Origin of the sequence: Methanoculleus horonobensis, assembly GCF_001602375.1 — an archaeon.
In the GTDB taxonomy this organism is placed as follows: Archaea; Halobacteriota; Methanomicrobia; order Methanomicrobiales; family Methanoculleaceae; genus Methanoculleus; species Methanoculleus horonobensis.
In genome coordinates this window covers 614,318-635,561 of record NZ_BCNY01000015.1, presented here as the reverse complement: position 1 = coordinate 635,561, position 21,244 = coordinate 614,318, and the positions used below count along the sequence as shown (strand labels likewise).

Annotated in this window: 18 protein-coding genes; 8 read left to right on the top strand and 10 right to left on the bottom strand. The window is 62.8% G+C overall.

The window, feature by feature from the left end; translation table 11 throughout:
- Position 1: 1 nt before the first annotated feature.
- A complete protein-coding gene (locus MCUHO_RS10950) occupies positions 2-319 on the top strand; it encodes a hypothetical protein (protein WP_067078271.1) in 318 nt (105 codons plus the stop codon).
- 84 nt (positions 320-403) lie between these two features.
- Here the strand turns inward: MCUHO_RS10950 and MCUHO_RS10945 are convergent, their stop codons facing one another.
- Positions 404-1,732, bottom strand: a complete 1,329-nt coding sequence (locus MCUHO_RS10945) for a glutamine synthetase family protein (protein ID WP_067078268.1) — start codon at positions 1,730-1,732, stop codon at positions 404-406.
- A 101-nt stretch (positions 1,733-1,833) separates the two neighbouring features.
- Here MCUHO_RS10945 and MCUHO_RS10940 point away from each other — a divergent pair, with 101 nt between their 5' ends.
- The 4 genes from MCUHO_RS10940 to MCUHO_RS10925 are packed head-to-tail and all read left to right on the top strand — an operon-like array spanning position 1,834 to position 6,168.
- Positions 1,834-2,886, top strand: coding sequence for a class II glutamine amidotransferase domain-containing protein (locus MCUHO_RS10940; RefSeq protein ID WP_067078265.1), 1,053 nt, complete (start codon positions 1,834-1,836; stop codon positions 2,884-2,886).
- On the top strand, positions 2,883-4,400 hold the full coding sequence (locus tag MCUHO_RS10935) for a glutamate synthase-related protein (protein WP_067078263.1): 1,518 nt from the start codon (positions 2,883-2,885) through the stop codon (positions 4,398-4,400). The genes MCUHO_RS10940 and MCUHO_RS10935 overlap by 4 nt, the downstream gene beginning before the upstream one ends.
- Positions 4,401-4,405: 5 nt before the next feature.
- The gene (locus MCUHO_RS10930) at positions 4,406-5,143 is read left to right on the top strand and encodes a GltB/FmdC/FwdC-like GXGXG domain-containing protein (protein WP_067078260.1); all 738 of its coding nucleotides are present in this window, start codon (positions 4,406-4,408) and stop codon (positions 5,141-5,143) included.
- Positions 5,144-5,148: 5 nt separating this feature from the next.
- A complete protein-coding gene (locus tag MCUHO_RS10925; RefSeq protein ID WP_067078258.1) occupies positions 5,149-6,168 on the top strand; it encodes a Coenzyme F420 hydrogenase/dehydrogenase, beta subunit C-terminal domain in 1,020 nt (339 codons plus the stop codon).
- A gap of 151 nt (positions 6,169-6,319) precedes the next feature.
- Here MCUHO_RS10925 and MCUHO_RS10920 read toward each other — a convergent pair whose 3' ends face one another.
- From MCUHO_RS10920 to thpR, 3 genes are all read right to left on the bottom strand, one after another.
- Entirely contained in the window at positions 6,320-6,736 is a 417-nt protein-coding gene (locus tag MCUHO_RS10920; RefSeq protein ID WP_067078255.1) for a hypothetical protein, read from the bottom strand.
- Between the two features lie 86 nt (positions 6,737-6,822).
- Positions 6,823-8,196: a CCA tRNA nucleotidyltransferase gene (gene cca / locus MCUHO_RS10915; RefSeq protein ID WP_067078252.1), complete on the bottom strand. Its 1,374-nt coding sequence runs from the start codon at positions 8,194-8,196 to the stop codon at positions 6,823-6,825.
- Positions 8,193-8,732, bottom strand: a complete 540-nt coding sequence (thpR, locus tag MCUHO_RS10910; RefSeq protein WP_067078249.1) for an RNA 2',3'-cyclic phosphodiesterase — start codon at positions 8,730-8,732, stop codon at positions 8,193-8,195. Before thpR ends, cca begins: the two co-directional genes overlap by 4 nt.
- A 207-nt stretch (positions 8,733-8,939) precedes the next feature.
- Here thpR and MCUHO_RS10905 point away from each other — a divergent pair, with 207 nt between their 5' ends.
- The 3 genes from MCUHO_RS10905 (at position 8,940) to MCUHO_RS10895 (ending at position 13,980) form a co-directional block, all read left to right on the top strand.
- On the top strand, positions 8,940-9,236 hold the full coding sequence (locus MCUHO_RS10905) for a glutaredoxin family protein (protein WP_394328827.1): 297 nt from the start codon (positions 8,940-8,942) through the stop codon (positions 9,234-9,236).
- Positions 9,237-9,457: 221 nt separating this feature from the next.
- Entirely contained in the window at positions 9,458-12,862 is a 3,405-nt protein-coding gene (gene nrdD / locus MCUHO_RS10900; protein WP_449405512.1) for an anaerobic ribonucleoside-triphosphate reductase, read from the top strand.
- Positions 12,863-12,948: 86 nt separating this feature from the next.
- Positions 12,949-13,980, top strand: coding sequence for a DUF1786 domain-containing protein (locus MCUHO_RS10895; RefSeq protein WP_067078243.1), 1,032 nt, complete (start codon positions 12,949-12,951; stop codon positions 13,978-13,980).
- Between the two features lie 140 nt (positions 13,981-14,120).
- Here MCUHO_RS10895 and MCUHO_RS10890 read toward each other — a convergent pair whose 3' ends face one another.
- The 6 genes from MCUHO_RS10890 to MCUHO_RS10865 form a co-directional block, all read right to left on the bottom strand.
- A complete protein-coding gene (locus MCUHO_RS10890; protein WP_067078239.1) occupies positions 14,121-14,705 on the bottom strand; it encodes a GNAT family N-acetyltransferase in 585 nt (194 codons plus the stop codon).
- Positions 14,706-14,992: 287 nt separating this feature from the next.
- Positions 14,993-16,429 (bottom strand): hypothetical protein, encoded by a 1,437-nt coding sequence (locus MCUHO_RS10885; RefSeq protein ID WP_067078236.1) that lies wholly within the window; start codon positions 16,427-16,429, stop codon positions 14,993-14,995.
- A gap of 234 nt (positions 16,430-16,663) precedes the next feature.
- Complete coding sequence (locus tag MCUHO_RS10880) at positions 16,664-17,113, bottom strand: NusA-like transcription termination signal-binding factor (RefSeq protein ID WP_067078233.1); 450 nt, start codon at positions 17,111-17,113, stop codon at positions 16,664-16,666.
- Between the two features lie 3 nt (positions 17,114-17,116).
- Positions 17,117-17,404, bottom strand: a complete 288-nt coding sequence (locus tag MCUHO_RS10875; protein ID WP_067078230.1) for a 50S ribosomal protein L30e — start codon at positions 17,402-17,404, stop codon at positions 17,117-17,119.
- Positions 17,404-18,576: a DNA-directed RNA polymerase subunit A'' gene (rpoA2, locus tag MCUHO_RS10870; protein WP_394328832.1), complete on the bottom strand. Its 1,173-nt coding sequence runs from the start codon at positions 18,574-18,576 to the stop codon at positions 17,404-17,406. The genes MCUHO_RS10875 and rpoA2 overlap by 1 nt, the downstream gene beginning before the upstream one ends.
- A gap of 8 nt (positions 18,577-18,584) precedes the next feature.
- Positions 18,585-21,233, bottom strand: a complete 2,649-nt coding sequence (locus tag MCUHO_RS10865; protein ID WP_067078224.1) for a DNA-directed RNA polymerase subunit A' — start codon at positions 21,231-21,233, stop codon at positions 18,585-18,587.
- Positions 21,234-21,244 lie beyond the last annotated feature (11 nt).

Sequence of the window (21,244 nt, the reverse complement as noted above, 5' to 3'; positions counted from 1 at the left end):
CATGGACTTCTCGAGGATTCTTGTCGGCCGGGGGGAACCCCTCCCCGTCTTTGCGCGGGTCGTCGAGGCACTCGAAGAGTTCGAGGAGTTCCCCTTCCTGCTCGAACCCATCTACCAGGAGGCCTCGAAACTCGAGGACGACGATCTCGACCGCCTTCGGTTCGGTCTCGTCCGCCTGCAGGTCTACGCCGACATCCACCGCTACGAGGACATGGAAGCGGCCCAGCGGATGAAGTACGTGGCCGCGACGATCGAGCGGGTGCTCTTCGGCAAACTCCTCCTCGAAGGAGAAGAGGCCGGCGGCAAGCAGTGCTGCTGAGGCCGGATATTCCCGAAAAGACCATAGATCCTCCTGCTTTTTTACACCACAACGAGGCGGAAGCAATCCGCCAAAAAAAAGAGTTCAGTAGGTCGCGAGATACCGGTCGAGTTCCCAGGGGTGGACGGCCGTCCGGTACGCATCCCACTCGGCCTCGGCAACGCTCGTGAGCGCCTCGACGACATGGGATCCGAACGCCCTGCAGATGAGATCGTCGGCGAGCAGGGCCCGGTTCGCCTCGTACAGGTCTCCGGGCAGCGTCTCGATCCCGGCACGGTTCCGCTCCTCGATCGACATATGGTAGATGTTCGTATCGACACCGGCCGGCGGCTCGATCTTCTCCCGGACGCCCTCCATCCCCGCGGTGAGCATCGCGGCGAAGGCGAGGTAGGGGTTGCAGGTGGGGTCGGGACTGCGGAACTCGACCCGGGTGCTGTTGCCGCGGGGCGACGGAACCCGTACCAGGGCAGAACGGTTGCCGGCGCTCCAGCTGACGTAGCAGGGCGCTTCATAACCCGGGACGAGCCGTTTGTAGGAGTTGATCGTCGGGTTCGCGACCCGGGTGATCGCCTGTGCGTGGCGAAGCAGCCCGCCGATGAAGTGCATGCAGGTCTCCGAGAGCTGCAGGGGGGCGTCCGGGTCGTAGAAGGCGTTCTTATCATTCTTCGCGAGCGAGCAGTTCACGTGCATCCCGCTCCCGCAGATACCGTAGATCGGCTTCGCCATGAAGGATGCGTGCAGGCCGCGCATCAGCGCAATCGTCTTCGCGGCGAACTTGAAGGAGATGACGTTGTCGGCCGTATGCAGCGCGTCGCTGTATTTGAAGTCGATCTCGTGCTGGCTCTCGGCGACCTCGTGATGGGACGCCTCGATCTCGAACCCCATCTCGGTGAGCGCGAGGATGATCTCTCGCCGGACGTCTTCCGCAAGATCGGTCGGCGCGAGGTCGAAGTAGCCGCCGACGTCCTGGAACTGCGTGGTCGGCCGCCCCTCGTGCATCCGGAAGAGGAAGAACTCCAGTTCCGGCCCGGTGTTGAAGATGTAGCCGTCCTTCGCCGCATCCTCCATCACCCGCCGGAGCACGTAGCGCGGGTCGCCCTCGAACGGTCTGCCGCTGGCCTTGCAGACGTCGCAGACGAAGCGCGCCTCCGCATACTCACCCGACCGCCAGGGCAGGAGGGTGTAGGTCGAGAGGTCGGGTTTGAGCACCATATCGGACTCCTCGATCCGGACGAACCCCTCGATCGACGACCCGTCGAACCCGATGCCGCTGGTCAGCGCCTTCTCGGCCTGCTTCACCGGGATCGCGACATTTTTCGGCATGCCAAGGAGGTCGGTAAATTGAAGACGGAGGAATCGGACGTTATCCTGTTCGATGCGCTCGAGCATTGCAGAAGTGGCATCACGGGACATGTGGAAGTCTACTTCTATCCGATGAAATAAATACCTATTGACACAAATATTCCCGGGCAGAGTTCTAGAAACGACAACAGAACGTATTCACCGAGGTTACCATGTGCGGCATTTTTGGTGTAATGGATAAGAGGCGCCAGATGATGGACGGTTCCGGCATCCGGGAAGCCCTTACCATGATGAACGAGCGCGGCAGCGGCGAAGGGGCGGGGTACGTCGCCTACGGCATCTACCCCGACTACCCGGACTGCTACGCGCTCCATGTCTTCTTCGACAGAGCATGCGAGAGCAAAGCGACTGTCGACGCAACACTGGAGCAGTGGGGAACGATCGAACACGACGAAGCGATCCCCACCTGCGACCAGCCGAATCTCAAGGCAAACTGTACGCCCTGGCGTTACTTCTTCAAGCCCGACGCTTCCCTTGCTCCGGGAAGCGCGTCGCCGGAAAAAGACGTCGTCACGAATCTCGTGATGCAGATCAACGCGAGTGCGAACGGTGCCGAGGTTGTCTCGTCCGGCAAGAACGTCGGCCTCTTCAAGGCCAGCGGCTGGCCGGTGGATGTGGCGAACTACTACCGGATCGAGGACTACGAGGGCTACATCTGGCTCGCGCACAACCGCTACGCGACGAGCTGTCCTGAGTTGTGGGAACGGCCCGATCCGTTCAACCTGCACGACTGGAGTGTCGTCGAGAACGGAAAGACCACCACCTACGGGGCAAACCGGCGCTACGTCGAGAGCCAGGGCTACACCTGCTCGACCGGCACCGACAGCGAGGTTATCGCCTACTTAATCGACCTTCTGACGCGTAAGCACGGTCTCGGGATCGACCTCGCCATCCGCGCGCTCGCTCCGCCCTACTGGGATGAGATCGACCGGATGCCCGAAGCCAAGCAGAAACTGAACCGCGCGCTCCGGTTCGCCTACGGCTCCGCGACGATGAACGGGCCGTTCACTGTCGTGGCCGCGAACCCCGACATGATGGTCGGGTTCACCGACCGGGGCAAGCTCCGGCCGATGGTCGTCGGCGAGTGCGGCGACCGTCTCTACATCGCAAGCGAAGAGACGGCGATCCGGGCGATGGAGCCCTGCGTCGAGTCTATCACGAGACCGGCTGCAGGAGAGCCGGTTATCGGGAGGGTTGCCCCATGAGCAGCAACTTCGGCAGCATGCCGCTCCGCTATCGGGTCACGATCGACCGGGAGCAGTGCATGGAGTGCGGACGGTGCATCGAGAACTGTTCCTATGGCGTCTTCCGGCGGGACGGCGACAGGATCCTGATCAACTCCCGGAACTGCACCGCCTGCCACCGGTGCCTCACCTACTGTCCCCGGGACGCCATCATGCTCCAGGAGCACCCCTGCGACTACCGGAGCCACCCGGTCTGGACCAGGTCGGTCAGGGAGTCGATCTACAACCAGGCCCGGACGGGGAAGATCATCCTCGCCGGGATGGGCAGCGTCTCGAACCTCCCGATCATCTTCGATCACCTGATGCTGGACGCCTGCCAGGTGACCACGCCCCCGACCGATCCGCTCCGCGAGCCCGTCGAACTCCGGACTTACCTCGGGAAGAAGCCGGCGAAGCTGGACTTCACGCAGAAGCCGAACGGCGACGTCGAACTCTCCACGGAGCTCACGCCGAACCTCATGCTCGAGACGCCGATCATGCTCGGCCACATGAGTTACGGTGCGCTCAGCCTCAATGCCCACGTGGCAATGGCCCGGGCAGCAAAGGAGACCGGCACCTTCATGGGTACCGGTGAGGGCGGACTGCATCCCGGTCTTTACCCCTACCAGGACAGGATGATCGTCCAGGTCGCGTCCGGGCGGTTCGGCGTGAACATCGACTACCTGGAGCGGGGCGCCGCTATCGAACTCAAACTCGGACAGGGCGCAAAACCCGGCATCGGCGGGCACCTCCCGGGTGAGAAGGTGAGTGCGGACGTCTCCAGAACAAGGATGATCCCGCAGGGCAGCGACGCGATCAGCCCCGCGCCGCACCACGACATCTACGGCATCGAGGACCTCCCCCAGCTCGTCAACTCCGTCAAGGAAGCGACGGAGTACAAGAAGCCGATCTTTGCGAAGATTGCCGCCGTCAACAACAACGCCGAGAACGTGGCGGCCGTTGCCCGTTCCGGGGTGGACGCCATCGCCATCGATGGGTTCCGGGGCGGCACCGGTGCGGCACCGCGGGTCTTCCGCGACCACGTCGGTATCCCGATCGAGGTCGCCATCGCGACCGCCGATAAGGAACTCCGCAAGCAGGGCCTCAGGAACGAGGTCTCCCTCATCGCCTGCGGCAGCATCCGGGAGAGCACGGACGTCGTGAAGGCGATTGCCCTCGGTGCGGACGCAGTCTACATCGCAACCGCAGCCCTCGCGGCGATGGGATGCCGGGTCTGTGGGAACTGCTACCAGGGCCTCTGCACCTGGGGAATCGCCACCCAGCGCCCTGACCTCGTGGCGCGCCTGGACCCCGACGTGGCATCGAAACAGGTGGCAAACCTGATCCACGCCTGGACGCTCGAGATCACCGAACTGATGGGCGCGGCCGGTATCAACAGCATCGAGAGCCTGCGCGGCAACCGCGACCGGCTCCGGGGCTACATGCTTGACGAAGGGCTCCTCGAAACTCTCGACGTCAAGTCGGTGGGAGCGTGAGCAAAATGGCAAAACAGGTCAAGATCGATGCAAAGGGGCTGCATTACACCCCCTTAAACCAGCAGATCAGGAAGGCCATCGAGGACGGAGCCGACGAGATCGTCGTCGACAACGTCCTCGGACAGCGGTTCATCGGTGACGGTCTCCGCGGGAACGCCACCATCCGGGTCAACGGCGTCGCGGGCGGGGATCTCGCCATGTTCATGAGCGGCCCGACCGTCATCGTCGACGGCAACGCGGAGCACGCGCCCGGCAACACGATGGATTCCGGGAAAGTGGTGATCCACGGGAGCGCCGGCGATGCGGTGGCGCACAGCATGCGGGGCGGCAAGGTCTTCGTCCGCGGAGACATTGGCTACCGGGGCGGAATCCACATGAAGCAGTACGAGACGCAGCGACCGATACTGGTCGTCGGCGGATCGGCACAGACGTTCCTCGGCGAGTACATGGCAGGCGGCCTCCTGCTCGTCCTCGGTCTCGACGGGGCCATGAAAGCCCGGGAGATCGGGAGCGGGATCCACGGCGGCGAGATCGTCATCCGTGGAGACGTGGACGACGCCTGCCTCGCTGCAGGGGCAAAGAAACTGCCGCTCACCGATGAGGACAGGAAACGGATCGCCCCGGTCATCCGGGAGTTTGCAGCCGACTTCGGGCTCGATGCAGAGCCGCTCGTAAAGGCGAACTACACCCGGATCGTTCCTGCGAGCGCAAGGCCCTTTGCCGGGAAGTATACGTGGGAGTGATAGGCATGGAGATGAAGACATTCAAGGACCTGAAGTCGGAGGTCTGGGATACGGAACTCTGCTCCGGGTGCGGGGCGTGCGTGGCGGTCTGTCCGGCGGATGCCCTCCGGTTCGAGCCGGGGAACACCGATACGCCGGTGAACATCGGCTACTGCAAGGCCGAGAACGACGGCGTGCCCTGCGGGGCGTGCTACGCGGCCTGTCCGCGGGTCGAGATCGTAGAGCAGGGGAAGATGCTCGGGCTGTACCAGGATATCGTTGCAGCCCGGGCGGTATTCCCGGTTGAGCGGAAGCAGAGCGGCGGCGCAGTGACGGCGATCCTCGTCAATGCGCTCGACGAGGGGCTCATCGACGCGGTCGTCACCGTGACGAGAGACCCCTGGACGATGAAACCGTCCTCAGCGGTGATCACCGCTTCGGAGGAACTCGTCCAGCACGCCGGGAGCCGCTACTCCTGGTGGGTGCCGCTCCTTGCATCCCTCAAGGAAGCCGTGGTCACCCGGAAGTACCGCCGCGTCGCCGTCGTGGGCGTGCCCTGCGTGGCGCGGGCAACCCAGGCGATCCGGGCGAGCGACCACGAACTCCTCCAGCCCTACGCAAAGGCGATTCGGCTCGTGATCGGCCTCTTCTGCACGGAGACCTTCGACTACGCGAAACTGGTCGAGGGGAAACTGCAGTCCGAGAAGAAGATCGCGCCCTGGGAGATCCGCCACCTGGACATCAAGGGCAAACTGGACGTCTACCTGCAGGACGAGCGGCACATCTCCATCCCGCTCGCGGAGCTGGAGGAGTCCGTCCGCCCCGGGTGCCGGGTCTGCACCGACTTTACAGCGGTGAACGCAGACGTCTCGGCGGGTGCCGTCGGGTCGCCGGACGGATACACGACCCTTGTTATCCGGAACGATATCGGGAGAGGATTCGTCGACCGTGCAGTCTGGCAGGGGAAACTCGCGACCGGCAGCGCTGTCGATCTCCCCGTCATCGAGCAGCTGGCCGCGCGGAAGGCGCAGCGCCGGCAGGAATAACACTTTTTTTTACGCCGCCGGGTAGTGAAGGGGTACTCCCACTCGAAGACCTTCGGGTTTTTCAAACGCCGGTTCTACGAACCGTCGCACTTCGCACCTCCGGGGCTCAAACACCGGTTCTACGAACCGTCGCACTTCGCACCTCCGGGGCTCAAACACCGGTTCTGCGAACTGTCGCACTTCGCACGGCCTGCTCGACCGCATACCCGATTCCGACTGCGATGATCGGGATCATGAGGTAGCGAAGGCCGATCTCTGCCATGTAGGTGCCGGCGTCCATCCCCGAGACGGGGAGGAGGATGAGGGCGTCGAGCACCCAGTTGATCAGGAGCCATACCCCGCCGAGCAGGGCGCCTTCCCATATGAAGCGGGCATGCACGTCCCTGAAGTAGACCAGGATGAGGAAGGTCCCGAGCGCGGCCGAGAAGACGAGCAGGATCGACTTGACGAGGAAGATATCGTAGAGCGGCTCGCCCTCAGGTGAATAGAGGGGGATCGAGATGAGGAAGGGGAGGATCCAGGTGAGGAGGCCGAAACCGACGAGTTTTACGCCCGATGCTGCGTTCATAAGGAAGAATGATACACCGGTGCAGATATACCGAACGGATAAGCGCCGGGCGGGCAGGCGAGAGTCCGGATCCCGATCAGGACCCCCTACTTCCCCGTCGTCCGCTTGATCCTCGCAAGCGGCGATGCCCGGTCGAGGAACCTCGAGACGAAGACGGCAAACTCCTCGTCCCAGCACTCCGCACCGCCCTTCACCGTCCAGCCCTGCTTCATCGAGCGGCGGACGTGCTTGCCGAGCGCCACGTCTAAGAGCGTCTTCGACCGCAGCAGGTCGACGGCCCGGGTGAACGTGCGAGGGACTTCCACCACGTAGCGGCCGTCCTCCACATAGGGGCCGGCGAAGACCTCTTCCTGGACGTACTTCGCGAGGAACTTCTCGGCGTTCTCCCGCGTCGAGAGCGGCGGGCCGATATGCCGGCGCACCACCGGGACGGTATCGGCCATCAGCTCGAAGAGGAGCATGCACCGCTCTTTTCCCATGCAGACGTCGATGCGGTTGACCGGAAACCCGCTCCGCTCAAGGAGTTCACGGATCGACTCGGCGGATTTCCTGAGCTGGGGGACCACCGTGTCGGGTGTGTAGTCCGGTGTTGCAAACGTTAATGAGAAGAGGTGCGTTCCGCGCGCGGCAAGAAGGCGGGCGAAGACCTCCCGGGTGAGCGGCGGGGAGGCCGGGCGGCAGAAGAACGCCTCCGACGGCTCGGCGAGGTAGCCGCGGGCGAGTTCCACGAACTCGAACATCCGCGAGAGCGAGAGCGCCGCCGCCACGTTCCGCTCCGGATCGACCGGATCGATGACGACGAGCGGATCTTCGAACTCCTTCGCCCCGTGCCCCTCGATATCGATCACATCCCCGGGCTTCCAGCAGGCGGCGGCGCGAAGAAGCGGGTGGAATCCCCCGTAGTAGATCGTCAGAACTTCGCAGAGGTAGCCGGAAAACCCCTCGGTCATGTGATCCGAGCCGTAGACCCCACCCGACTTCGCGAACTGTTTGAAGAGGAGAACGTCGTCGGCGTAACCGCCGATGTGGCCGAGGATGTAGCGGGTGTGAAACGGCGTCCGGTCTACGGCGCTCTTGATCTCGGTGGCGCTCGCGACGGCGTAGCAGGGGACGAGATCGATGTCCAGCGAGTCGACCGTCGCGTTGACGTAGGGGTGCTCCGCGTACTTCTCGCGCCAGGTCGCGCCGAACTCCTCCGCGATCCGGTGCGCGAGGGCCAATCCCTGCTCCTGCAGATCCTCCCGGGAGAGAGCGGGATCGAAGAGCATGAATATATCGAGATCCCGGTCGCCGCGGACGAAGGTGTCGCGGGCGACCGAGCCCACCATCATCGCCTTTGCCTTTCCCGAACGCTCCACCGCCTCGATCAGTTGCTGTCCGATCGTACGGACGTATGTCCGCTCCTCGGGCGTGGGGCGGATCTTATTGAGCACCACCTCCTCGCAGGGACACCGGGTCAAAACACGACCTCCACAAGATCTTCGTAGATCGATCCCCGGGGCGTCAGCGTGCTCTTCTTGAGTTTGATGCTCGCCACCCGGCAGGTTCCGAGCGGTTCGCGTGGAGTAGATTCCACTTCGCGGCACTGCGAGGGGTGAAACTCTTTCACCCGGGCAAGTGTCATGTGGGGGCGGAAAGGACGCGTCTCCCGGGGGAACCCGAGCGGCACAAGAAGATCGTCCACCTGCCGGGCGAGTGCGGCGCTCTCCCCGCCGTCCGTGACGTCGCACCAGATCACCCGCGGCTTCCGCGGCGGGTTGCAGACCGGGTACCCGACCGTCAGGCTGAAAGGATCTGCCCGGACGGCCCGGAGCGCCTCGACAACCGGAGCAACCTGCGCCGGATCGATCTCTCCGAGGAACTTCACCGTGAGATGGAGGTTTGCAGGGTCGACGATGGCAAGCCGTCCGGACGACCGTCTCAAGATCTCCTGGGACTCACGGGCGCGCTCCCGGATATCCTCCGGAAGATCGATTGCAACGAACGTCCTGACCATACTACCGTACTATCGTGCTTCACCCTACAAAATGGTGATTGTCCGGCGGAGGCTTGAGCGCCGGGACAGAGCGAAAGGCGGTTCGGGGGGACGACCGGCAGGATTTTTCCGGGTATCCGCATCGGAGGCGCGGGGATATGCTCCCGGCTGAGAAGCAGCGCTCCGTATAGAATGAGATCTGTTATAACCGTGCAAAACGAAAACATAGTGACCGAACAATCCGGGGGTATTATCATTTCCGATACAACGCAATTCACCGTATACACACTGGAATTCTGCCCGAATTGCGAGATACTCAAAGCGTTCCTGGCCTCCAGGAGCGTTTCTTTCGTTGAATGCGACATGGCATCGGCCGAAGCGCTGACGGAACTCCGCATAAACGGCGTATTCGTTCAGGAAGCGCCGGTCCTGCAGAAGGGCGACGCATTCTATACGTCCGCTGATCTCTTCAGCGGAGGCGTGTTCCAGGAAAGCCTTGTCGCCGATCTGATCGCGGAGGCATAAGGTTGACCCAGAAGTCGACGCAGGCCACCCTATTCGGGGAGTTCGTCCCCACCTTCCCAAAGGTCAGGACATCCCGCGGCTACCTCCTCGACTGGAACCGGAACCGGATCGTCAGGCAGATCATGGAGGAGAGCCGGCTCGTCGAGACCTTCTACGGCTACGAGGGGGCCGACGAGGAGACGGCAAAGGACATCGCCCGCCGGGTCGAGAGGAAGATCCAGATGCTGGGCCTCCAGTCGCTCTCCGGCCCCCTGATCCGCGAGATCGTCAACATGACGCTCCTCGAGCGCGGCCTCGTCCCTTACCGCAACGTCTGCACCCGGGTAGGAACCCCGGTCTTCGACGCGCACCTCATCGACGTCGGGCGGGGGTTCGAGGCGCACGACAACGCCAACCTCCAGGAGAACGCCGAGACCTCGCACAAGAAGAAGGCGGACAAGATCAGCAAGGAGCAGTACCTCCTGCAGCTCCCCCCGGACCTTGCAGACCATCACCTCCGCGGCGATCTCCACATCCATGACCTGGAATACTTTGGAACCCGCCCGTTCTGTATCGACGGGAGCACGGTTGTGCCCCTGCGGATGGAGAACCGTGTCAGGAGCATCCTTCTTGCCGAACTCCCGATCGACGGCGATGCCTGGCTCCCGGAGGATCTCTCTGCGCTCACTCCCGGAGGATGGAGGCGCGTCGCGAAGGTGACCCGGCGGAGGGTGAACCCGGGTGAGATGCTCCGGATCCGGACATCGGGCGGACGGTCGCTCCTGGTCACCGGCGAACACCGGATCCCGATGCGGACCGGTGAGGGGATGACCATCCGTCGTGCCGACGAGGTCAGGCCCGGAGACGCCCTTTACCGGATCTCCCGAACCAGCACCGTCCGCGGAGAGACGATCGGAGCGGTCGATCTCGTCCGGGAACTACCCGCATCGGTTCCGGCCGACCTCCTCGAGAATGTCTACGTCCGCGGTGCCGAAGGGATCTTTAGCCATGTGGTGCAGAGCGGGCAGGCCGCTTCATACGCCGATATCTCGCGGGAGCTCGGCATCGAGCACCAGAAGCAGTGGTATACGCGCGGGATCATGCCGGTCGCTCTCTTTGCAGCCTTTTCCCGCCGCTACGGCATCGAGGACTACGCCGGGATCACCGTCGGGGTCGCGGGGAGCGAGCACGAACTGCCAGCCCTTCTTGCGCTTACGCCGGACCTCGTCCGGCTCCTCGGGTTCTTCGTCTCCGAGGGCAATTACAACGCCGCCCCGGCGGTCGGACAGTACAACCTCGCGATAACCGAGAACCACCAGGCGCCCGCGATCCAGGCCGCGGCATGCGCTGCCCTGAACACCTACGCGACCATCGCCGGCGGCGCTCCCGACACCACGACCATCTACGGGGTTGAGGTGGAGCGCAACCGGGCGCTGCAGGTCTACTTCGGCGGCAAAGCGGCCTACCTGCTCTTCCGTTACGTCTTCGGCATCCCGGAGGGCGCAGCAGGGAAACGCCTCCCCTGGATCGTCTACCATCTCGACGACGTCCTCCTCCACGAGTTTCTCTCCGCCCTCTTCACCGGGGACGGTTCGGCGTACTATCGCCCGGAGAAGTCGGACTGCATCGTCAACTACACCACCGCATCGCCGGCACTCCGGCAGGAACTCTCGCTCCTGCTCACCTCGCTCGGGATGACCCCCCACATCGTCGAGCTCTACGGAGAGGAAGAGCGGCGGACGCTCTACCGGCTTCAGCTCAACGGCCGGAGGAACGTCGAAACGTTCGCCCGGTATGCTACATTCCTTGATTCGCGGCAAGACCACATCGGCAGGTTCCTCTCCGCGGTAAAGGAAGGGCGGAACGCGGAACGGGAGGAGACCGTCGTCGAGGTCTCTGCGACGGAGCCCACCGGCGAGTACGTCTACGACCTCTTCCTCGACGGCGACGGGAGCGAGGAGAGCCACACGTTCTATGCATCCGACGGCCTCCTCATCCACAACTGCCAGGATTGGGACCTGCGCTACTTCCTCTACTACGGCCTGATGCCTGACGGGAACGGGACGAAAGCCTCGGTCGCCGGCCCCGCGAAGAGGGTCGAGGTGGCGGTCCTCCACGCGGTCAAGGCGCTCGGCTCCGCCCAGACGAACTTCGCCGGCGGCCAGGGCTACTACAACTTCCTCACGTTCATGGCGCCCTTCTTCGAGGGGATGGACTACGAAGAGATCAGGCAGCTGATGCAGATGTTCGTCTACGAGATGACCCAGATGATGGTCGCACGCGGCGGCCAGGTGGTCTTCTCGTCGGTTCAGCTCTCCCCGGGCGTCCCGGCCCTCTGGCGGGACAAGCCCTGTGTCTACCGCGGCAAGGTCTGGAACGGAGAACAGGCGCCGCTCAGAACCTACGGCGAGTTCGAGCGGGAGGTCCGGCTCCTCTTCAAGGCGCTGATGGAGGTGATGCTCGAGGGAGACTACTGGGGCAAACCCTTCTCCTTCCCGAAACCCGAGATCAGCATCGAGCCCGACTTCCTTACCGAGGACGAGGAGTTCAACCGCGAGCACCCAGACCTCCCTACCTACCAGGACCTCTACCTGATGACGTTCGAGCTCGCGTCCAAGTACGGCAGCCCCTACTACGACAACCAGATCCCCGCGTATCGCGGCGCCGGAGAGGGGATCTCGTGTTATCAATGCTGTGCCTACCAGTTCTCCTCCCTCGCCGACGAGGACGACCTGTTCGAGGACAAACTCTACTTCCGGGAGGGGAAGCACTTCTCGATGGGCTCCTGGCAGGTGATGTCCATCAACTGCCCGCGGGCGGCGTATAAGGCGGAAGGCGACCAGGAACGACTCTTTGCCGAACTGAAATCCCTGATGGACATCGCCGTCGAACTCTTCCGGATCAAGCGCCGCTGGATGTCCCTCATCCGGACGAACGGCAGGATGCCGTTTGCGATGCAGCGCCCGAAGGACCCGAACACCGGCGAGCGCGGCGCGGTTGCCGTAGATCTCGAAGGGCTCGTCTATACCATCGGCGTCGTCGGGGTCAACGAGATGGTGCAGCACTTCACCGGCCACCAGCTCCACGAGTCCAAGGAGGCGTTCCGCCTCGCCGTTCGGGCGATGACCGAACTCGAGATGTACGCCCGCGAACTCTCCAAGAAGCACAACATGACGATCGCCCTCGCCCGCACCCCGGCGGAGACGACCGGCCAGCGGTTCGCGGTCGCCGACCTCCTCGACGAGCGGTTCCGCGACCACGCGATCAAGGTCATCAAGGGCAACGCCGAGCAGGCGCTCGATATGCTCGGCACGACGCTCGATCTCCCCATCTACTACACCAACGGGACGCACGTCACCCCGGGAGCCCCGGTCCCGCTCACAAAAAGGATCGAGATCGAGCATGTATTCTTCCCGGTCGTCGACGGGGGGAACATCTTCCATGTCTGGCTCGGGGAGGCGCGCCCCGACCCCCGGGGACTGATGGAGATGGCGATGAACCTCTGCCGGACGACCCAGATCGGCTACTTCGCCTTCACCCGCGACCTGACGGTCTCCCTGAAGGAGTACCGGGAACTGAAACCGGCGCGCCCCGACACGGGGAAGACGGCCGGCACCTCCCCGGCGGCAGACCGGGCAGGTGCCTGACCCGGATCATACCTTTTTTGGTTCGCCGGGAAGACACAGATAGGAACCGCCCGGCACGACGCCGCGGCAGCGCGTGAGGCACACCCATGATCGATCTCAAAACATCACTCCTCGCCATCGATGTCGGGAGGGGCACCCAGGACGTCCTGATCTACGAGCCCGGCCGTTCGATCGAGAACAGCATCAAGCTGGTTCTTCCCTCCCCGACCGTGGTGACGGCGGAGAAGATCCGGCAGGCAACCCGGGCCGAAAGGCCGGTCTTCCTGGACGGAACCCTGATGGGCGGCGGTGCGAACACCGGTGCTGTGCGCGCGCACCTGGCGGCAGGCTTCCCTGTCTACGCCACGCCGGAGGCTGCCGCGACCCTCCATGACGACCCGGAACGGGTGCGGGCGCTTGGAGTTGAGATCCGCGCCACCCCTCCGGGGGACGCGGTAACCGTCCACACCACCGACTACATGGAGCCGGAATTGAGAAAGGCGCTCTCCCTCTTCGGCGTGGACTACCCGCAGAACGTTGCAATAGCGGTCCAGGATCACGGCTACTCGCCGCACCGGAGCAACCGCATCCACCGGTTCGAACTGATGCGGGAGCGGCTGGACGCCGGCGGCTGGGATCTCCTCTCGCTCGTCCGGGATCCGCCGCTCGCCGACATGACCCGGATGCAGGCCGTCCGCCGCCGGGCACCGGGCGCGCTCGTCACCGATACCGGACCGGTCGCCCTCATCGGGGCGCTCTGCGACCCGCAGGTCCGGCGCATGGCAAAGACCGGAGTGACCCTCGTCAACGCCGGGAACGGGCACACCCTCTGCTTCACCCTGAAAGGACGGGAGATCCACGGGCTCTTCGAGCACCACACCGGCGCGCTCGACCCCACGAAACTGCAGGACTACATCCGGCGGCTCGCCGACGGCACCCTGACCACGGAAGAGGTCTTCGACGACGGGGGTCACGGAGCGGCGGTCAGCAAACCCCTCGCGACCGGTGCCGTTGTCGTCACCGGCCCGAACCGGCTCCGGCTGCTGCCGGAGGCCTACCAGGCAGCGCCATTCGGGGACATGATGCTCGCGGGATGCTTCGGGCTCGCGTATCTCTGGAAAGTATTCAGGAAGGGGTGAACTCCTCTCCTCACCACCGGCCCGGGCCCCGTCACCTGGGTTCATCATGGCGCGGGCAATGCCCTGTCGGAGTCCGGGCGGACGCTAAACGGGGAGAGCACCAGAGAAGTGACCGAACCGTTATCCATGGCAATGCTGGATCATTGGTCAACTTCTAAAACCATGTTCACAGTCTCCTGTCTGCCGTAATCGCCCTCGCCGTACTGTTCCAGATATCTTCCATAGTATTCAGCCGGTGCAAAGTCCTTACGCCGCCGAAAACCGCACTTTTCATACGCCCTCACGGCACGGGCATTTTTCAGCCACGGACGGACGATGAAGGTTCTTATGCCGTACTCTTCGACCAGCCGGTCTATCAGCATCGTTATCACGGCAGAACCGATGCCTCTCCCGGCATACTTTTCTGAGCGGAGCCACAGGTCGAGCTCCAGATTTTCGATTCTCCCGTTGTTGTAGGTATGCGAGATCGTCCCGATGATCTCGCCCCGGTATTGGATCAGGAGATATTTGCTCTTCCCGGGCACGCTGCCGAAGAAGTGATCCTCTTCGTCCCTCAACTCGGACCAATCAAAATCGTCCTTCTTTGCCAGCATGGACTGCCAGATCTCCGGCTCCTCAAACGCCATCTCGTATATGAAGCGCCTGTCCGAAGGTTCGGCATATAGCAGCGCAATCCCATCTTTTTCGATGTAGATCTGCCGGTTCGCTCTGTCTTTCCCTGTCATACGGCTATATTCTATTCGTGGCAACGGGCTGAATATATCTTACTGCTGTAAGAAGGCAGGCGGGGTATTTTCCCGGCCATTCCGGGTATAGCGCAGGACTGCATGGTTCTTCAGGGAAAAGAGGAGGGTTGTGGGCCTGTGGGGACGTCGCAACCTCCGCCCGTCGCCACTCGAAAACGCTTCGCGTTTTCTCGAGCTCCGGCCCTTCGGCCCGTCGCACCCTACGGGGAAGTCGCCACTCGAAAACGCTTCGCGTTTTCTCGAGCTCCGGCCCTTCGGCCCGTCGCTCACCCAAACAACCCCCGGAAGAACTCCAGGATCCGGTCGAAGAACGACGACTGCGATCCGCCAGAACGCCCCGTCCCGGCACCCTCTTCGGCGGCATAGATGGCCGCTATCTCTTCAAGGCCGAGACCCTGCATGGTTTCGAGGTGCCCGACCGCCGCGGCGACGATCGTGTCGTGATCGACGCCCCGCGCCCATGCCCCGGTCATCGTCTCCGACGGGCGGAGCGTCGAGTCCCCGGTGCCCAGAAGCGCGTAAAGTTCGGGGAGCGTAGACTCCTCCGCCGTGTCCGCATTGCCTTCGGGCCGGATGGCGAGCACCGGGTCAGAGAAGCCCCCCGACGGCACCTCCTGATCGCCGGCAAGCGCGTACGCCTGGAAGGCGAAGAGGTTCGGGTTCGACGTCAGGTTGGTGACCAGCCGCTCCTCGGGAAGGGTGAGGTTTGCAAGCGTCAGCCTTCCGGTGCGGGTGGTGACCGAGAACTCCCAGACACCGCGTTCTCCGTCCCCGAGGGTCTGGAACTCACGTGTCCGGGTGATCTCGTAGACCCCGGTCTCGTCCGGGGGCGGAACCAGGACGACGTAGGCCGGGTTCTCCTCCGTGATCGTCACGTTCCTCGCCTCGACCGTCACGGTGACGGTGAACGTCTCTCCCTCGAATACGGCCCGCGGATGCCGGCCGCCTAGAACCATCGGCGTGTCGAGAAGCCAGTCGAGGTTCGCTATCTCCACCCCGCCCCGGGTGAGAGCGACGTCTTCAGGCGTCCGGTCGAGGAGCACCCCGATACCCCTTACAAAGAGACCGTCGCGCGGCGCGACGGCTCCGGCGGGCAACCCGGACTCATTCTCCCCGCCGGTATACGACAGGGAGGGGTTGACGAGGTGATGGCCGCTCTGGACAAGCGGGCGATCGGGGAAATAGTGCGCTTTCGCCATCGTCGCGCTCGGCCGCGGGGGAGCAAACCGCTCAAGAGTCGGTACCGGGTTTTCATCCTCCTCGTCCTCCTCGTCATCGGAGTCGTCGACGAGAACACCGGTCTCCGTTCCGGTGGATTCAGTGGTGTTTGTTGCGTTCTGGAGCGGCTCTTCCGTCGGGATATCCTCCGTCTCCGCGTCGGCGGTCGCGTTGCCGGTTGCAACCGTATCCCCGGTGAAATTCGACAGGGCCGTTGTAGTCGTCTCCGGCTCCGGATCCTCTTCGGCTGGAGACTCGGTATCTCCGGCTATCATCTCGGGTTCCTTCTGTGCTGCGGTCTTCTCCCCCGTCTCTTCAGGCGCCAGGCTCTCCGCAGGCGTGACCGGTATTTTATTGGCGACAGGCTTCTCGCCCGGTGCACCGGGGGTGACGTTCTCGTCTGAGCCGGCAAAGGCAAACGTGAGAAGGGCGGTCATGCAGATACAGAGCACAAGAGCCCCGATGATCAGATAAAATCCTTTCAACGACACCACCCCGGGCGTACGGCAACTCCACGCACCTTGTTCGCCGGTTCCGCAGCGGATGGCGCAGGATTCACTATCCGGGCGAGGACTCCGTTCATGGGAGTCTCATGGAGTGCACACCGATATAAATAATTTCCGGGCAGGAGCGCGCTAAAAACCCTCCCGCAAATCGTCCCCGGAAGAACCGGTTCCCTGTCGCCACGGGATATTACTGGATTACGGTAAAAAAAGTGTTCAGGCAGAATCGTTCTGCATCAGCTGAACATCGGCGATGTCGTGCTGCCGCTGTGCGAGAACTTTTGCCTTGAAGATATTCTTCCCTGCTTTGCCGATGGCAAGGCCCCGGTCCTCGTCCCGGACCTCGATAAGGGCAACCTGCTGATCCTCCTCGTTCGTGTCGAAGTCGATGTCGGTGACCTGGGCAGGCAGGAAGCAGTTCCGGAGGAACTGGCCCGGGTCAGCGGAGTATTCCACGACCTCGATACGCTTCCCCATCACGTCGGATGCTTTCTTGATGCTGGACCCGCTCTTTCCTATAGCAAGTCCCATATCGCCGGGATTGATCACGAAGATGATCCGCTCGTTGCGGTTATCAACGATGCAATCGCGGCTGCCTGCGCCGGTAAGACTCTCGAACTGGGAGATGAGGCGCATGCACTCCTCAGTCAGCGTGACCTGTGGCATCGTCTACACTCTCGCAACATTCAGGATATCGGATTCGCCTGGCTCGATCACGGCGAGCGCACTGACGACGTACGGCATGCCGCAGGCTTTCCCGAGCTGGACGCTCGAGCCTTCGTAGACGTAGACAGGGATATCGGTCTCATTCACCAGAGTTTTAACGGATTCCGGGCTGTTCCTGGCCACCACGATAAGTTTGGCCTTGCCTTCTTCGATGGATTCCCGGGTCTTGTTTCGCCCGAGGAACACGGTACCAGTCTTCACGGCTTTGCGTAGTGAAGCATTAAAGTCCATTATGATTTCTCCTGGATTTTTAGGTTTATGGGTTTTGCGATGAGTTTCACATCACCGGTGCCAAGCTGGATAGGCTGGCCCACGATCACGTTCTCGGTGACGCCGTTTAGTTCGTCCACCTCGTTCGCGATTGCAGCATCCAGCAGATGGTTGACCGTCACTTCGAATGCAGCCCGGGAAAGGACACTCTCCTTCTCACCGGCGATACCGTGGCGGCCGATCTGCTTGACTTCACCCTCCATGCACATCATATCCGCGACGAGCATGATATGACGGACATCGACGCCGATACCCTGTTCGTTCAGGGTACTCAAGGCCTCCTGGATGATTGCGTTCCGGCCCGCCTCAATACCGAGCACATCGGCGATCTCGCTGATGTTGTTGCTCCGGGTGCGGGAGGTATCGACTCCTTCGACTTCGAAGACATCTTTTAGGTTGGAGCCCTCAGTATAAAGGATATACTCTCCGCCCTCCTTTCTGACGACGACCCGCTCGATATCGTCGATACCCTGGACGATGACGTGCCGGACGTGCTCCGCGAGCTGGAAGAGGTTCTGGTAACTCTCCCGGTTCTTCGGAGTGAACGTGAGCGAAGCGCCCTTCGGGTCTCCTTCGATGTCAAAGTCCCGGAAGTGCCGCTTTTCGCGGATCTTCCTCGGCCCCGTCTCAAGAATCTCGTCGATTGAGATCTTCCGGCGGTCGCAGACCGCCTTGTTCAGCATGACGAGAACCTGCATGTTCTCCATGTCGATGGTGATGTCCCCGAACTCGTGGAGCGGCGCGGCCTCGATCTGCCAGCTCACCTCACGAGCGCGGTCGCGGTTGTACGCCCAGTCGTCCAGCAGGTGGACCGCCATCGTGGGGGTGCTCGGCTCGCGCCGGGCGTCCATGATCTCGATCAGGCGGGGGAGACCAAGAGTAACGTTGATCTCGGCCACACCCGCGTAATGGAACGTACGCATCGTCATCTGGGTACCGGGCTCGCCGATCGACTGCGCCGCCACGACACCGACCGCCTCGCAGGGCTCGATCCGGCTCTTCTGATACTCCGAAAAGACCATCTCGAGGATCTGCTCGAACTGCTCATCGGTGACGTCACGGTCCTCGAGAGTTGCTTTGAGGTCCTCCCGCGTCCGGTAAGGCAGATCGAGGGAATCGATCCGCTGCTCCATATCGCTGTTCATTTGACCTCCTCCTTTAAGACGCTCTCGATGATACCCTTCACGTCCACCGGGGCGCCGTAGCTGCTTCTCCCGGGGTCGGTTCCATCTTCGCCGTAGCGGAACTGGATGATTCGGCCTCCCGTCGTCCGGACGGTGCCGTCGTACGCCACCTTGAGGTCCTGCAGGGCGTTGATCATCCGCCGCTGGAGGTACCCGCTCTGCGACGTCCTGACCGCAGTGTCCACGAGACCTTCACGCCCACCAATGGCGTGGAAGAAGAACTCGGTAGGGGAGAGACCGCTCTTGTAACTGTTGGTGATGAATCCATGCGCCTCGGCACCGCGATCGTTGCGCCGGAAGTGCGGCAGCGTCCTGTCCTCGTAGCCACGCATGATCCGCTCGCCACGAACGGACTGCTGTCCGAGACATCCGGCCATCTGCGTCAGGTTCAGCATCGATCCACGGGCACCGGAGACCGCCATCACCACGGCGCTGTTGTCTATACCGAGGTGCCGGCCGGCAATCTCACCGGTGCGGTCACGGGCCTTGCCGAGCACCTGCATGATCTGCATCTCGAGCGTCTCTTCAAGCGTCCGCCCGGGCATCGGTTCGAGCTGCCCCTCGTTGTAGATCTTGATCCGGCGTTCGACATCGCTGACGGCGGTATCGAGCACCTCGTCGATCTGGCCGTACTCCGTTCGGGTCAGGTCTTCGTCATCGATACCGAACGAGAACCCTTCGAGCATGATGCCCCGGATCGAGAGTTTGGTCACGTCGTCGATGAACCGGGCAGCCCGCTTCATGCCGTGCTGCCGGATGATCCGGTGCAGGATCTGGCCGTCGAACGCGCCGATCCCTTTCTTGTCGATGGTTCCGGAGACCAGGTTCCCGTTGACGACCCGGACGAACGCGTCGTTCTCGCACATATCGCGCCGGCAGGTCTCGCAGTTCTGGCACGACGAGGCCTGGAAGACCATGTTAAGGTTGTCGGGGAGAACGAGCGAGAAGACCTGCTTGTTCGTCCAGAGGGGGTTGCCGTCCTCGTCCACCCTGTCCGGCTCGGGCAGGTGCTCGATATCCAGGTGCTGGGTGAGGTAGAGTGTCTCCTCCTTGCTGAAGTGGCGGACGGTATGCGTCAGGAGGAAGATGCCCGAGATGTGGTCGTGAATACCCCCGATGATCGGGCCGCCGGTCCTCGGCGAGAGGATGTTCGACGAGACCGAGACCAGGATCTCGGCCTCAGCCCGTGCCTCCTCGGTCTGCGGGATATGCAGGTTCATCTCGTCGCCGTCGAAGTCGGCGTTGTAAGGCGGGCAGACAGCCGGGTTCAACCGGAACGTCTTCCCATCCATCACGACGACCCGGTGGGCCATGATGCTCATCCGGTGCAGCGAGGGCTGCCGGTTGAAGAGGACGATGTCGTTGTCCTTCAACTGCCGCTCCACCGTCCAGCCCGGCTCGATCATCTCCGCGACCGTCTCCAGGTTCGCGTCCGAAAGACGCATCCTCCGGTTGTCCGGCCGGATAGCGTAGTTCGCTCCGCAGGGCGACCGAATGGTGGGACGCTCGGGGCCGTTTAAGACATACTGCCGCATCTCCTCGATGTTGAACGTGGTCACCCTTATCGGAAGCGTCATCTCGTTTGCAATGGCGAGCGGTATCCCCACCTCGCCGATCGAGAGATTCGGGTCGGGAGAGATGACCGTACGAGCGGAGAAGTTGACACGCTTACCCGAGAGCGAGCCACGGAAACGGCCTTCCTTCCCCTTGAGACGCTGCGACAGGGTCTTTAAGGGCCGACCGCTCCGGTGCCGGGCCGGCGGGCATCCCGCCACCTCGTTGTCGAGGTAGGTGGTGACGTGGTACTGCAGGAGTTCCCAGAGATCCTCGATGATCAACTGCGGGGCGCCGGCATCCTGGTTCTCCTTGAACCGCTGATTGATCCTGATGATGTCCACGAGTTTGTGGGTCAGGTCGTCCTCGGACCGCTGCCCGTTCTCGAGGATGATCGAGGGGCGCATCGTTACCGGCGGTACCGGGAGAACGGTGAGGATCGTCCACTCCGGGCGCGCGACGTCCGGGTTGACCCCGAGAGCCCGGAGATCGTCGTCCGGGATCCGCTCGAGGCGCGCCCGGATGTCGGCCGGGGTCAGTTTGTGCTCGACCTTTCTCCCATCTTCCACGAAGACCTCGGAGAAGGTGGTGGGTTTCTCGAAGTTGATCTTGAGCTGCTGCTCCCCGCAGTGGGGGCAGACCCGCTCTTTCTTGATATCCTTTTCAGAGACGATCTCGCCTGCGAGCTCGCTGTCCTCCGGGCCGACGATCTTCTCGACCTCTTCGGCCGTCATCAGCAGCCGGGAACACGACCTGCAGCTCACCCGGAGGAGTTTCCGGATCAGCCGGGTGTACCCGACGTGGATGACGGGCTTCGCGAGTTCGATATGCCCGAAGTGGCCCGGGCAGTCGGCTGCTTTCTGGTCGCAGGTCTTGCACCGGAGGCCGGGGTCGATGACGCCGAGGTTCAGGTCCATCAGGCCCTGCGGGTAGGGAAACCCGTCGTCGTCGTAGGTGTCCGCCCAGATGATCTTTCGAACGCTCATCTTGCGGATCTCTTTGGGGGAGAAGAGCCCGAACTCGATCCTCCCAACACGTTTTGGACTGGTCATAGTTTGATTGT